The sequence below is a fragment of the Streptomyces sp. PKU-EA00015 genome, from assembly GCF_013387495.1.
Classification (GTDB): Bacteria; Actinomycetota; Actinomycetes; order Streptomycetales; family Streptomycetaceae; genus Streptomyces.
On sequence record NZ_JABZEE010000052.1, the window covers coordinates 26,644 to 40,438 of the forward strand.

Annotated in this window: 10 protein-coding genes; 5 read left to right on the plus strand and 5 right to left on the minus strand. The window is 70.5% G+C overall.

Annotated features, from left to right (window positions below):
• Nucleotides 1-56 precede the first annotated feature (56 nt).
• Nucleotides 57-410, plus strand: coding sequence for a VOC family protein (locus HW130_RS28640; protein WP_177152647.1), 354 nt, complete (start codon nt 57-59; stop codon nt 408-410).
• A 124-nt stretch (nt 411-534) separates the two neighbouring features.
• Here the strand turns inward: HW130_RS28640 and HW130_RS28645 are convergent, their stop codons facing one another.
• Nucleotides 535-1,275, minus strand: coding sequence for a VOC family protein (locus HW130_RS28645; protein ID WP_177152648.1), 741 nt, complete (start codon nt 1,273-1,275; stop codon nt 535-537).
• Nucleotides 1,276-1,338: 63 nt separating this feature from the next.
• Nucleotides 1,339-1,887 (minus strand): DUF1062 domain-containing protein, encoded by a 549-nt coding sequence (locus HW130_RS28650; RefSeq protein ID WP_177152649.1) that lies wholly within the window; start codon nt 1,885-1,887, stop codon nt 1,339-1,341.
• A gap of 395 nt (nt 1,888-2,282) precedes the next feature.
• On the opposite strand from HW130_RS28650, the gene HW130_RS28655 reads away from it, so the two are divergent.
• The 4 genes from HW130_RS28655 (at nt 2,283) to HW130_RS28670 (ending at nt 7,460) form a co-directional block, all read left to right on the plus strand.
• Nucleotides 2,283-3,233, plus strand: a complete 951-nt coding sequence (locus tag HW130_RS28655) for a phosphoribosylglycinamide synthetase (protein ID WP_309140608.1) — start codon at nt 2,283-2,285, stop codon at nt 3,231-3,233.
• Between the two features lie 178 nt (nt 3,234-3,411).
• Complete coding sequence (locus HW130_RS28660; protein ID WP_309140609.1) at nt 3,412-6,360, plus strand: BTAD domain-containing putative transcriptional regulator; 2,949 nt, start codon at nt 3,412-3,414, stop codon at nt 6,358-6,360.
• A 126-nt stretch (nt 6,361-6,486) separates the two neighbouring features.
• Nucleotides 6,487-6,666 (plus strand): hypothetical protein, encoded by a 180-nt coding sequence (locus HW130_RS28665; RefSeq protein ID WP_177152650.1) that lies wholly within the window; start codon nt 6,487-6,489, stop codon nt 6,664-6,666.
• A gap of 80 nt (nt 6,667-6,746) precedes the next feature.
• The gene (locus HW130_RS28670; RefSeq protein WP_177152651.1) at nt 6,747-7,460 is read left to right on the plus strand and encodes a response regulator transcription factor; all 714 of its coding nucleotides are present in this window, start codon (nt 6,747-6,749) and stop codon (nt 7,458-7,460) included.
• A gap of 4 nt (nt 7,461-7,464) precedes the next feature.
• Here HW130_RS28670 and HW130_RS28675 read toward each other — a convergent pair whose 3' ends face one another.
• The 3 genes from HW130_RS28675 to HW130_RS28685 are packed head-to-tail and all read right to left on the minus strand — an operon-like array spanning nt 7,465 to nt 13,790.
• Complete coding sequence (locus HW130_RS28675; protein WP_177152652.1) at nt 7,465-8,538, minus strand: acyl-CoA dehydrogenase family protein; 1,074 nt, start codon at nt 8,536-8,538, stop codon at nt 7,465-7,467.
• A 1-nt stretch (nt 8,539) separates the two neighbouring features.
• The gene (locus HW130_RS28680; protein ID WP_177152653.1) at nt 8,540-9,694 is read right to left on the minus strand and encodes an acyl-CoA dehydrogenase family protein; all 1,155 of its coding nucleotides are present in this window, start codon (nt 9,692-9,694) and stop codon (nt 8,540-8,542) included.
• 10 nt (nt 9,695-9,704) lie between these two features.
• Complete coding sequence (locus HW130_RS28685; protein WP_177152699.1) at nt 9,705-13,790, minus strand: non-ribosomal peptide synthetase; 4,086 nt, start codon at nt 13,788-13,790, stop codon at nt 9,705-9,707.
• Between the last annotated feature and the right edge of the window lie 5 nt (nt 13,791-13,795).

A 13,795-nucleotide genomic window follows, 5' to 3' on the forward strand; every position in this document is an offset into this window, starting at 1 on the left:
TCGCGCATGAGCCCGGTTCGATGGTCTACGGCGCGTGGCGTGCTTAAGCTCGGCGCATGACCTTGGAATGGGAACAGGTAATCGTCCACTCGGCAGACCCGGAGGCCTTGGGGCAGTGGTGGGCGGACGCACTCGGCTGGGTCGTCGTCCACTCCTCCGATGACGAGTTCGAGATCCGCCCGGCTCCGGACCGCCTGCCGGGGCTGGACTTCGTCCGGCTCGCCGAGAGCAAGAAGGCCAAGAGCCGACTGCATCTCGACTTCAGGCCCGATGACCAGGAGGCCGAGGTGGCCCGGCTGCTGGCCCACGGCGCACGGCATGTCGACATCGGGCAGGGTGACCAGTCGTGGGTCGTACTGGCAGACCCCGAAGGCAACGAGTTCTGCGTCCTCGCCCAGCGGCGCCGGTAACGCTCCCGAAGCCCCGTGACGGTCAGGCGGCCGTCCGGGGCCCGGAACGCGCGTCCACGGCCGAGCGCCCGCCGGCCCACCGGTCACGACCTTGTCCCGTTGCGACCGTGACCGTGGATCCGCGTCAGGACAGGGCGAGAACGCAGAACTCGTGGCCCTCGGGGTCCATCAGACATGTCCAGGGGACGTCGCCCTGGCCGACGTCGAGGTCGGTGGCGCCGAGGGCCCGCAGCCGGGCCACCTCCGCCTCCTTGTCGTCCCCGGGGTACGGAAGCAGGTCGAGATGGACGCGGTCCGGCACGACCTTCGCGTCGGGCGTGCGGAGGAACGTGAAGTACGGGCCGACATCCTTGGCGGAGCGCAGCACCGCGCGCTCGTCGGTCACCTCGTGCAAGGTCCAGTCCATCGCTTCGCCCCAGAAGCGGGCCATGGCCCGGGGATCCAGGCAGTCGACCACCACCGCGGCGATCTGCCCGGTGTCCCGATGGATCTCCCGAGGCTCGAGCACACAGAACTCGTTGCCTTCGGGGTCGGCGAGTACCGTCCATGGCACTTCGCCCTGACCCACGTCGGCGGGCGTCGCGCCGAGAGCCTTCAGCCGTGCGACCAGTTCCGCCTGATGGGCCTCGGAGCGGGTGGCGAGATCGAGGTGCACACGGTTCTTCTTGGTGGTCTTGGCTTCCGGGACGGGAACGACATCGATGCCGACGACCACCGGGTGCGGCCAGACCAGGCCGCCGGCGGGTCCGACGTAGGTGGTCACGCCGGGGGAGTAGGCCTGCCAGTCGAGCGCCTCCGCCCAGAACCGGCCGACCGCTGCGGGGGCGAGTGCCTTGATGATCACGTGAGCAGGTCGCAGCGCCATGCCGGCGATGCTACCCACTACTCCGCGACGATACCCAGCCCGTCGTGGAAGGCCGACGGGGGCTCAACGCTTGAGTGTGAAGGTGAAGTCGTCGGAGAGCTTGCCGCGCAGCCGGACGGCCGAGACAAGCTTCCCGTCCGTGATCAGTTTCTCGACCTCGGCCCGCGAGAGGCCGCATCCCTCAGCGATCAGTCGCGCCGGCCGGACAGGAATCCGCGCCGCGAAGCGGACGGAGACGTCTACTACCTCGCGGTCCAGGTGATCCGATCCGTGGGTGTCGAGGCGCCAGGCGTCCGCCCAGTCGAGGTCGATGCGATTGCGGCGCCGCATGACCGGGTCCTGGAGCAGCTCGGCCGCCAGGTCGGCGTCGTTGTCATGCAGTCGGTCCAGCAGTTCGGGACGTACGGATCGCACGTTCATCCGTTCCATGACCGTGAGCTTCGTGGTCTCCCCGCAGGACGTGCAGAGAGCGAGGAGCCAGACGTCAATGAGTTTGTGGTTCGCGTTGATGCGAAATTTACCGCTTGTCCGGAAGGTGTCGGACGAGCACACGTGGCAGCGACGGCGAATGAGCGGCAGACGGACAGGTTTCACTACCCAATTTTCGAGCACAGAAGTACACCTGTTTCAGCGAGAAGTCCGCAGCAGGAAAAGGGAGTCACCGGTGGACGCGTGGCGACTTGCGCCGGCCGTGCGCCGACGAGCATGACGGACGTTACGGACACCCCGGCGCCCTGCGCGTCAGCGAGAGGTTCATCCGTCGGTACGCGGTGCGTTGACCTTGCTCCGCTGCCGCTGCGCACCTCGCTTACCTGCTCCGGGCCCCAGCCCGTACGTCACATCGTGCGGATCCGCCGGCGCCGAGCCGTCGGCGGCCGAGGCGGCCCGGTGGGGAAGAGAAGGGGAACAGGGCGGGAAGACCGCACAGCACAGTGGCGCGTATGTGTGCACACTCCCCAAGAAGCCCGCAGTTCCGACTGCTCCTGGTGATGCCGGATCATCAACTTGTGCGAAAAGGCAGCGAGTTGGGGTTCCGCATCTGGTCGGTCTGGGATCCGTCGCAGCTTGAGGCCGACTTCGCGCCGCGCGTCGGAGAGTTCAGCGAGCAGTTGCTGATCACCGACTTCGCCGATGAGACCGGCTTGCGCGAGACCATCTCGCGCACCGCGCAGAGCCATGGCGTCGACGCCGTGCTGCACTGCGGACATGGCAGCTCCGTCCTGCCGGTGGTCCGGGAGGCATGGCGGCTGGGCCTGTCTCCCAACCCCCCGGCGGTGTACGAACGGCTACGGGCCGGCGAGGCGGACGACGGGGCCCCCGCGGAGGCCCCCAGGGTGAGCGTCGAGACGCTGACCGTGGACGGGACCCATCATGTCCTGGGGATGACGGCTCAACGCACCACCGGGCCACCGCACTTCTTCGTGACGGGACACCTCCACCCGGCGCCGTTGACCGACGACGAGCAGAAGATCATCGGGGCGGTGGTCGAGGAGCGGCTGACGGCGAGCGGATACCGCTTCGGCCCGGCCCACACGCAGGTGGCACTGCTGCCCTACGGGCCGCGGATCGTGTCCTGCCGAGCGCGCCCGGGAACCGACCGAATCCCCCTGCTCTTCGAGATCGCGCGCGGGTTCGACCTGGAGGCGGCGGTCTTCAGGGGCCTTCTGGGCAGCCGCCCGGTCGTGCCGAGGGCTTCCTGCTACGCGGAGGTCGGTTTCTTCCTGCTGCCCGCGGGGCGGCTGGAGACGTACACCGGCACGGAGGACATCGCCGTGACCCCGTGGGTCCGTGGGGCCCGCTTCCCGTACACCGTCGGAGACCGGGTCGCGCCCGTCGGCGATCCGCACGCCCGGCGCGCCTATGTGGTCGTCGAGGGGGACACACCGGAGGTCACCCGCGAACGAGTCGCCAAGGCGCGACAGGACCTTGTGACCGACATCCGGCCGGCCACCCGCTGACGCGCCGCCGGACAGTTGCATTTTCCTGCGCACCCTCTGCGAGATGATCTACGCTAGCGGCGACGTATGTCCAATCTCATCGCTGACGGGGGGAGGGCAGGTGCAGGCCGCCACAGCCAAGGTTCACGAGGACGAGACAAGTCCAAGACCCTTATTCGCCGTTCTGGGATCTCTGGAAGTGCGCAGCGGCAGCGAACTGATCCCGGTCAGCGGGACTCTGCAACGGCGCATGCTCGTGATGCTGCTTCTGGAGGCCGGGCGCGTCGTGCCCGTCTCCCGTCTGGTGGCGGCCGGATGGAACGAAGAACCACCGGACAGCGCCGAGCACCAGGTGCGCAAGACGGTTGCCAAACTGCGGAGCCGTCTTCCGCACGGCCCCGACATCATCGTCACCGACGGGCCCGGATACCGCGCGGTCGTCGACACCGAGCAACTTGATCTGCTGCGCTACCAGGAGCTCTTGCGACAGGCCAGGGCATCGCTGGACGCCGGGGAGACGGAGCAGGCCGTCGCACAGTTGCGTGAGGCGCTGGCGCTGTGGCGAGGGCCGGTGCTGGCCGGTTCCGGCGGCCGTGTGGTCGACGCCGCCTCGACGGCTCTGGAGGAGCAGCGGCTCACCGCCGCCGAGCAGCTCTACGGTCTGTGCATCGACGCGGGCGAGGCCGCCGGGATCACGGGCGAGCTGCGTGTCCTCGTCGACGAGCATCCGCTGCGCGAGACACTGCGGAGCCGGCTGATGCTCGCCCTCTACCACTCCGGCCAACAGGCGGCGGCGCTCGACGAGTTCGCCCGCGCCCGAGAGCACCTCGCGGAGGAACTGGGCATCGACCCCAGCGCGGAGCTGACCGCGCTGCACGAACGTATCCTGCGCCAGGACCCGTCGCTCACCCGCCCGGAACGAGCCGCGTCCCGTGTCCCGCACCAGGTGACCGAGACTCCGCACTCGCTGCCGTTCGACGTGCCCGACTTCTCCGGCCGCAGCATGGAGCTGCAGTGGATCTGCGATGCGGCCCGACGTGCCCCGGAGGGCTCGCCGACGGTCCTGTCCCTCGACGGCATGGGCGGTGGCGGAAAGACGGCCCTCGCCATCCGGGCCGCCCATCAACTGGCCGAGCAGTATCCGCACGGCAGTCTCTTCATCGACCTGCACGGCTTCACGCCGGGCCAGACGCCGCTCAGCGCGTTCCAGGCGCAGGGAGACCTGCTCGCCGCCGTCGGCATCCCCAGCGAGGAGCTGCCTGCGGTACCGGCCGGACGCGCCGCGCGGTGGCAGTCCTACATGCGGGGCCGTCGCATGCTCCTGGTGCTGGACAACGCCGCCGCCTCGGAGCAGGTGCGGGAGCTGATCCCCGCCTCGTCCGACAGCCTGGTCCTGATCACCAGCCGCCCGCGGCTGACCGGACTGGACGGCGCCGAGTGGCTCTCCGTGGGCGCCCTCCCAGAGCTGGACAGCCACCAGCTCCTGCGCAACACCCTCGGCGCCGCACGCGTCGAGAAGGAACCGGACGCGGCCCGTGAGCTGCTGCGGCTGTGCGGAGGACTCCCGCTGGCGGTCCGGATCGCGGCCGCCCGGCTGGCGAACCGTCCGCACTGGACCGTCCAGCGACTCGTCGAACGACTGAGGGACCACAACCGGCGCCTGGAGGAACTCACCAGCGAGGGCCGGGGAGTGGCGGGCGCGCTGCTGCTGTCGTACCAGTCCATGCCCAAGGAACAGCGAACGGCCTTCCGGCTTCTGGGGCACCACCCCGGACGCTATCTGGACGCCGGAGAAGCCGCCGCACTGCTGGACACCGACGTCCTGACGGCCGAGGACGTGATGGAAGAACTCGTCGACGTACGGCTGTTGGAGGCCAGGGAGCCGGGGGTGTACGCGCTGCACGACCTGGTGCGCAGCTTTGTGCAACGCGTCGCACAGGGCGAGAAGGCACCGGAGGACGGGCAGGCGGTGCGGCGACTGATGGATCACTACCTCAACACGGCGGGACGCGCCTGCGACACGCTGTTCCCCGGCCGGCGCAACTTCGGCGACCGCGACGAGGGAGCCCGCGCGGACGAGTTCGACCACGAGGACAAGGCGCTCCAGTGGCTCGACCAGCACCGCGACAGTCTGCTGGCGGCGGTGGACGCCGCGTATCAGGAGGGACTGCTGTGGCACGCCGCGCGGCTGCCGCGTGAGCTGGGCTTCCACTCCAGCATCCGCGCCTACGACGCCAGCGCGAACGCGGCGCTGGAGAAGGGCGTCAGCGCGTCGCGTCGGCTCGGGGACCGGTCGTTGACCCGGCTGAACCTGATGAATCTGGCCATGGGCAAGTGGCGGCTGGGGCAGCTGAGCGAGGCGGTCGCCCGGTTGGAGGAAGCCATGGACCTGTCCCGGCAGATGGGGGACGTGCACAGCGAGGCGGAGTGCCGGGCCCGGCTGGGACAGGCGTGCAGCAGCATGGGGGAGCTGGAACGCGCGCTGCAGCTCTGCCAGGAGGCCAACGCGCGTGCGCAGGAGCTGGGCTTCACCCGGCTCGACGGCTCGTCGCTGAGCACGCTCAGCCTGGTCCAGGTGCGGCTCGGGCGGTTCGACGAGGCGGCGGAGGCGGCGGAGCGGGCGGTGGCCATCTTCGACTCCATCAAGGAGGTACAGCTCTCCGTGGACGCGCTGAGCAATCTTTCCCAGGCGATCGAGCACCTCGGCCGCTTCGAGGAGGCGCTCGCCTGGGCCGACGCGGCGCTGGAACGGTGCCAGCGCATGAGCATGCCCTCGGTGCTGCCGCTCGTACTCGCCCGCAGAGCGGACGTGCTGGTGCGCATGGGAAAGCTGGAGGAGGCGGCGGACAGCGCCGACCACGCACTCGCCAAGGCCACCAGCAGCACCGACGACATCCACCGTGCCACCGTGCACCTCTCGGTCGGGCGCGTGCGGTACGCGCAGGGGGACCTGGACATGGCGCAGGCCCAGCAGCTGCTGGCCCACGAGATCGCCTGCCGTATGGAGTTGCGCTACGACGAGGCGTGCGCGCTGTGGGGTCTCGGCCGTACCGCCGAGGCCCAGGGGCACTCGCAGATGGCCCGGCAGCACCGCTCGGCAGCGGACAACCTCTTCTCCCTCATGAAGGTGCCCGATACCGCACGTTGAGACCTGCGCGTCGTTCGGCCCACCACTCGGGGATCTGGCGGGTATCCAGAGGGGAACGAGCAGGGAAGACAGATCGGAAGTATCAGCTCCATCGAAAAGGCCATCCTTTCCAAAGGGAGTTCACTCATGCGCTTCGCCCCTGTCGCCGCCACCTCCGTCATCGCTCTCGGGGCGGTTCTGGGGGGATTCACGGCCTCCTCCGCCGCCGCCGCGCCGGAGAAGACGGTCCAGCAGCGGACCGTCGCCTCCGCCCCCGTGACGGACACGATCGTCCTCGGGCCGGGCGACAACAACGGCAACGGCTGAGCGAGTGGGCCGCAACCACTGGTTGCGCCCCTCCCGTCCGGCCTCGCATCGCTCGCCTGTCCTTATTGAGGGGGAACACAATGACCATTCGGGTGCTCATCTGCGACCAGCTGCCCGTGATCGCGGACGGTCTGAAGACCCTCCTCGACGCGGTGCCGGACATCGACGTGGTCGGCACGACACACAACGGCATGGAAGCCATCGTCCTTGTGCGCACCACGCGGCCCGACGTCGTGGTCACGGATCTGAACCTCCAGACCATCTCCGGCCTCGAGATGATCCGCAGGCTCGGCAAGGAGGACGAGCCTCCCAACGTCGTCGTGTTCACCGCGGCCGACACCGACAAGACGGTGAGCGACGTGCTGCACGCCGGCGCGAGCTGCCTGCTCGGCAAGGACGCGAGTCCGCAGGAGCTGATCAACGCGATCCAGGCGGCAGCCGCCGGACAGACCATGCTGGCGCCGGACATCGCGCAGCGTCTGGTCACCTGGTTCCGCGCGCAGCCGGAGCCCCAGGAGGCCGAGACGTGCCCGGAGGTGACCGAACTGACCCGGCGGGAACGGGAGGTGACGAGAATGGTGGCGCTGGGCATGTCCACCGAGGAGGTGGCCAGCGAACTGGTCATCGGCGAGGCCACGGTCCGTACCCATCTCTACCGAGTGCGCACCAAGCTCGGCGTCCGCGACCGCGCCGAGCTCGTGTCACTGGCTTACAGGACCGGACTCATCCACTCGACCGGACAGCCCCTCGGCGACGAGAGGGTGCTGTCGCCGGGGGGCCTGCGTGCCAGTTGACCGGCTATGCCAGGGTGGTCGCCGCGACCGGAGGCTTCCCGCCGACCGCGGCGCGCCGGGCCGATCGGATGCGGTCGGCGCCGACCATCCGCCACAGCGCGGCGGGATCGCCGTACCGGGCGGACTCGGCCGCGGCCAGCCGGAAGTGCCGGTGCAGGCCCAGCTCGGACGTCATCGCGCGCACCCCGCAGCTCTGCATGCTCAGCCGCACGACGTCGCGCGCGGTCTCGGCGGCCATCGCCAGCGCCATGACTGGCGCGGTGCCGACGGCGTCCGGCTCGAAGTCGACCGACCAGGCGCCCCGGTACACCGCTGCCCTGGTCGCGCGCAACGCGACCAGGGCACGCGCCAACGGGAAGGAGACAGCGGGCAGATCACGTAGCCGGGTGCCGAACTGCTGCCGGAAGCCGGCGTACTCCACCGCCATCCGGTGCGCGCCGTCGGCGATGCCCAGCAGGTAGGCAGCCTGCCGCAGCCGCGCCCGCGTGAGCGGACCCGTGGGCGAGTCGTCCAGGGTCCCGACCACGTCCGCCGGGGTGACCGGCGTGGCCTCGAACCGGGCGACCGGCGGCCAGCACCCGCTCTCCGTGGTGCAGCCGGCCGCCTCGCGCCCCACCGCGACAAGCACCGACTCGCCGCCTGTCCTGGTGGCCACCAGAAGCGTGCGGACGTTCACGTCGTCGACCGTGACCGCACCGGTCAGCTCCCAGCCACCCGCTCGCGGGGTCGCGGTGACCGCACTGCCGACCGGCAGCGCCTCCAGCCCCGCCAGCGCCGCGCCTGCCGGACCGCTCATGTCGGCAGCCATTGCGTCGGCCCGGTAGGAGTTGCCACAGGCCGCGCGGCCGAGCTCCTCGCTGACCAGCACCCCGGCCGTGAGGCCGAGGCCGAGGCCGCCGGCGGAGGCCGGCTGTTCGAAGCCGGCCGCGCCCAGCGCGTCGAGCACCGCCCGGGTCGGACCGGAGGGTCCGTCGGTCACCGGCGGGCCGTGCAGCTCGATCCGGGCGGGGACGCCGGCCAGACCCGTACGCAATGCCTTGCGCAACCGGATGACGAGCGGATCGGGGGTGAGGTCCATTTCAGTGCTCTTCCTGTCCGATGGAGTCGAACGCGGCGGCCACGAGCTGGAGCATCACCTCGGAGGTCCCTGCCGACAGCGTGAGCCCCGGCGCCTCCCGGTAGGCGGAGTCCAGGGTCACAGCCGCCCTCGTGCGGTTCGCCCGCTGCTCCGGGCTCGGAATGCCGGCGGCCCACACCGCGATGCTCTGGGCGAGTTCGCTGCTGTGGTACTTGGCGACGGCCGTCGAGACCTGGTCGACCTGGTCCGACGCAAGGCCGGTGAGGACCTCCCAGGCGAGGACGTGGTCGGCCGTCAGCGCGCCGTACCAGCGGCCGATCTGCTCGAGGCGGTCGTCGTGCGGAGAGTCGGGGGCCCTGTCGATCAGTGCGTCCAGCGCGGCCTGCAGCCAGTGCTCCGCCTTGAGGTAGTAGTCGAGCCCGGTGCGTTCGATGGCCAGTGCCTCGTTGAGCAGCGGCCACCCCTCGTCGCGCGGACCGAGGAGGTCGTCGCCCGACACCGGGACCGAGTCGAGGTCCACCCGGTGGAAGTGCTCGTCGCCGACACCGGGGATCACCGACACCGCCACACCGGGAGCGCCCATGTCGACCAGGAACAGACTGATGCCCTGGTACTTCCCGGCACCCGGCGTCGTACGGGCCGCGCACAGCCCGAGGTCGACGAACCGTGTCTTGAGGCTGAACACCTTCGTGCCGGTGATCCGGTATCCGTCGCCGTCGGGTTCGGCCACGGCCCGCAGGGCACCGAGATCCGATGCCGCGTCCGGTTCGGTGTAGAGCACCGAGGCGAAGCTCTCCCCGCGGGCCATCGCGGGCAGGTACCGGCGCTTCTGCTCGTCGCTGCCCGCCATCAGAAGGAACTGGCCGACGATCTGGATGGTGTTGACGTGGAACGTGTCCGGCACTCCCGCGTGCACCAGTTCCTCGGCGACGATCGCGGCGTCGGTGAGCGGGCGGCCCTCTCCGCCGAACTCGACGGGCCAGTGCACGGCGAGCAGGCCCAGCTTTCCGAGCATACGGTAGAGCGGACGCGCGTCCGGCTCGACACCGTCCGCGCCGGTGGCCTCCGCCGCCGCGGCGCGTACCTCGGCGGAACGCAAAGTCTTTCGCACGTCCGCCCGGAACCGTTGCTGATCTTCGGTGAATCCGAACCGCATGTACGTCTCCTCAAGGGGCGAGCGTCTCTTCGATCGCCGCGACGACCCGGCTCAACGCCGGCTCTGCGAAAAGGGTGTAGTGGTCCCCGGGCACGCTTTCGGCCCGGAACGGGCCCGTGCACACCGTCCGCCACTGCTCTTCCATGGCGATGTGAGCTGAGGCGGTGAGCACGGTGACCGGTCCGCCGTACGGGCCCGGCGGGCGGTACGCCTGCATGGACAGGGCACAGAACCGGAACGTCTCGAACCGGGCGGTCAGCTCCGCCTCGGTGAGTTCCAGTTCGACGCCGAGGCCGGTCAACTGCCTTCTGACGTCGGCCACGTCGGCGGCGGGGTCGTCGAGGACCGCGCGCACCCTAGGGCCGTCGCGCCCCGTCAGCCTCGCGACGTCGTGCACGAAGCGCTGCCGCACCGTCTCCTCGTCGAGGGGGACGGAGTCCTCGTCGTAGGCGGCGTCCAGCAGAACCACCGGCGGCTGTTCTCCGGTCTTCTGCTCGATCTGCCGGGCGACCTCGAAGGCGAGCACACCGCCGTAGGACCAGCCGGCCAGGCAACACGACCGAGGCAGGCCGCTCTCGACCAGGGACTGCGCGATCCTGGCGGCGGTCGTCGCCAGTCCGTCCCGCGGGGCCACGGAGGCGTCGCGTGGATCGGCGGCGAAACCGGTCACACCGATGTCCTCGCGCAGTGCCCTGGCTAGCGGCATGTAGCAGAAGAGTTCACCGCCCGACGGGTGCAGCAGGATGGCCTGCGCCGGACCCGACGCACGCATCACCACCGGTGGCCGGTCCTCACCCGGCGCGGCGGTCCGGGCGGCCTCCTGCCCGGACAGGCTCTCCAACGCGTCGAGCGGATCGCCGTCGTCATCGCCCCGTGCGGCGCGCACGGCGTCGATGGTGGCGGCCAGGTGCGCGACGGTGGGCGAGACGAAGAAGTCGCCGAGCGCGATCTCCACTCCGAACCTGCGGTTGATCGCCGACATCAGCTGGACGGCCTGCAGGCTGTTGCCGCCTGCCAGGAAGAAGTCGTCGCGCACGCCGATCCGGTCGTCGCGCAGCAGGGGAGCGAGCACCTCACGCAGCAGCCCGCGTTCCGTCGCGGTGAGCGACTCGTCGCTGTACCCGTCGCCCGCACGGCTCAGGTCCGGCGCGGGCAGCCTGCGCCAGTCGACCTTGCCGCTGCTGGTGAGCGGAAGTTCGTCGAGGACCACGAAGTACGACGGGATCATGTACGACGGCAGGAGTGTGCCCAGATACTCGCGGACCGCCGGTGCCTGCTGCTCGGTGACCCCGGTCAGATAACCGACCAGGTGCTTGACTCCCTTGTCGTCGGTCCACGCCCGTACGCTGACCGGGCCGATCCCGTCGAAGCCGGTCAGCGCCGACTCCACCTCGCCCAGTTCGATCCGCAGTCCGCGAATCTTGACCTGCTGGTCGATCCGGCCGAGGAAGACCAGGCGTCCGTCCGGCAACCGCTTCACCAGGTCCCCGGTCCGGTACAGCCGCCCACCGGGCGCGGTGCCGAAGGGATCGGCGATGAACTTCTGGGCGGTCAGCTCGTCCCGGTTGAGGTAGCCACGCGCCAGACCACCGCCGCCGATCACGAGTTCACCCGGTACGCCGGTCGGCACCTGGCGCAGATCGCGGTCGAGCACGTGCGCCACATGGTTGGTCATGGGCAGGCCGATCGGCGGCGAGGCGTCCCAGGTACCTGGGCACTCCTCGACGATCATCGTCACCGTGCACTCGGTCGGTCCGTAGCCGTTGAACAGCCGCCTGCCGGGGTTCCACCTGTTCACCAGTTCACCGCTGAACGCCTCGCCGCCGACGAACGCGATCCGCAGGTCGGTGAACCGTTCCGGCTCCAGCAGCGGCATCACGGTCGGGGGCAGGTCGATGACGGTGACGCGGGCCTGTTCCATCAGCGACTGGAGCCGGTCGACGGACAGCCGTTCCTCGTCGGTCGCCAGGCAGAGACGGGCTCCGGTCAGCAGCGCCGAGAACGTCTCGAACACAGAGACGTCGAAGGTGATCGAAGCGAACCCGAGCACCCGGTCGGCCGGTGTCAGGTCGAACAGCTCTCGTGTGGAGTCGACGAAGTTGACCAGGCCGCGGTGCTCGAGGAGTACCCCCTTCGGTTTGCCGGTGCTGCCGGAGGTGTAGATGACGTACGCGACGTCGAAGGGCCGTGCCGCGAGCGGGGGGTTGTGATCGGGCAGCGCCGCCAGTGCCCCACGGACGTCGTCCAGCGTCACGACGGGCACGTGGACCTCGCTCAGGGCCCGGTCGGCCCCGGCGTGCGCGATCACCACCCGCAGGTCCGCGTCGGCGGCGATCTCCGCCACCCGCCCGGGGGGATGCGCCGGGTCGAGCGGCACGTAGGCCGCGCCGGTCTTGAGCACGGCGAGCATCGCGGTCGGCACGTCCACGTTCCTGCTCAGACAGAGGCCGACCCGTGCGCCCGGGTCGACGCCGCGCCGGCGCAGCAAGGCGGCGAGTCGGTTCGCTCCGGCGTTGAGTTCGGCGTAGCTGGTCGCGACGCCGTCGACGACGACCGCCACGCTGTCCGGGGACTCCTGGACACGTGCCTCGAATTCGGCCACGACGGTGGACTCGCGTATCGGGCGCACCGGTCCCTGGGCGGCGCGGGCCAGGAACTCCTTGTCCGCCGGGCTCAGCATCTCGGCGGCGGACAGGGGGGCGTCGGGGGTCGCGGTCAGGGTGTGCAGCAGTCCGTCGTAGTGCCGGGCGAACCTGGCGATGCTCTTGGCGTCGAACAGGTCCGTGTCGAAATCGATGGCGAGGTGGGGATCGGCGCCGGGATCTGGCTGCTCCACCAGGGTCCAGGTCATGTCGAACGGGGTGGTGCCGGTCCGGACGTCCTCGGGTGAGACGGACAGGTCGGACAAGTCCGCCGGGGGGATCGCGTGCTCCACGCCGAACACGATCTGGAAGATCGGTGGGCGCGACGGGTCGACGACCGGATCGACCGCGGCGACCAGCTCGCCGAACGGCAGACCGCCGTGCTCGGACGCCTCGCGCGTCACACGCCCGACCCGTTGGACCAGTGCGCGGAAGGTCGGGTCACCGGAGAGGTCCGCGCGCAGCACCCGCATGTCCGTGAAGAGTCCGATCACCGAGGACACCTCGTCGTGCCGCCGGGTCGCCTCGGGCGAGCCGATCACCAGGTCGTCCAGGCCGGTGTAGCGGTGCAGCAGGGTGAAGAAGGCGGCGACGAGGACGTCGAACGGACTCGCGCCCTCCTGCCGGGCCAGCTCCTCCGCCCGCTCCAGCGCCTCGTGCCCGATGGTGAAGTCGGCTCTGCCGCCCGCGCGGGTCCGCGTCTCGCCCCGGGGCCGGTCGGTCGGGAACTCCAGCACCTCGGCACCTGCGAGCTTGTCGCGCCAGTACGCGGCGAGCCGGTCCCGGCCGCCGCCGAGGCGGTCGCGCTGCCACACGGCGTAGTCCGGGTACTGCACGGGCAGGTCGGGCAGCCGCGGTGCGTCACCTTCGCGCGACGACCGGTAGGACTCGGCGAGTTCGCGCAGCAGCAGGTCACGCGACGAGGCGTCGCAGACGACGGCGGGCACGTCGCAGAGGAACAGGTGGTCGTCCGGCGCCACCTTGACCAGCATCGCGCGCCACACCGGCGTGCGGTTCAGGTCGAACGGGCTCGCGACCTGTCGCTCGACCAGTGCCCGAGCCGCGGCCAGCCTCTGCCCGTGGTCCTCGCCCTCCGCTTCGAGGACCGGCATCTCGACCGGGACCGTGGCCACGACGACCTGCATCGGGCCGCCCTCGCGCTGCGCGATCGAGGTCCGCAGCGCCTCGTGCCTCGCCACGGCCGCGGACAGCGCCGAGTGCAACGCCTTCGCGTCCAGCTCACCCTGCAGACGCAGGCACAGCGGGGTGCGCGGGACGCCCGTTGCCGGGTGGGGGAAGAACCGGAGCGACTCCTGCTCGTACGACAGCGGCGTCGGGCCCGTGTCACCGCGTGACGTCGGGCCACGCCTCGCCACGACCTCCGCATGCTCCCTGAGCCGGGCGAGGAACCGTGCGCGGCGCTGAGCGGGCAACGCGGCGAGGCGCTGGGCCATGTCTG

Coding starts and splice junctions, on each gene's coding strand:
- HW130_RS28685 (WP_177152699.1), bottom strand. CDS start 13,790: ATGGCCCAGCGCCTCGCCGCGTTGCCCGCTCAGCGCCGCGCACGGTTC.
- HW130_RS28645 (WP_177152648.1), bottom strand. CDS start 1,275: ATGGCGCTGCGACCTGCTCACGTGATCATCAAGGCACTCGCCCCCGCA.
- HW130_RS28670 (WP_177152651.1), top strand. CDS start 6,747: ATGACCATTCGGGTGCTCATCTGCGACCAGCTGCCCGTGATCGCGGAC.
- HW130_RS28640 (WP_177152647.1), top strand. CDS start 57: ATGACCTTGGAATGGGAACAGGTAATCGTCCACTCGGCAGACCCGGAG.
- HW130_RS28675 (WP_177152652.1), bottom strand. CDS start 8,538: ATGGACCTCACCCCCGATCCGCTCGTCATCCGGTTGCGCAAGGCATTG.
- HW130_RS28665 (WP_177152650.1), top strand. CDS start 6,487: ATGCGCTTCGCCCCTGTCGCCGCCACCTCCGTCATCGCTCTCGGGGCG.
- HW130_RS28680 (WP_177152653.1), bottom strand. CDS start 9,694: ATGCGGTTCGGATTCACCGAAGATCAGCAACGGTTCCGGGCGGACGTG.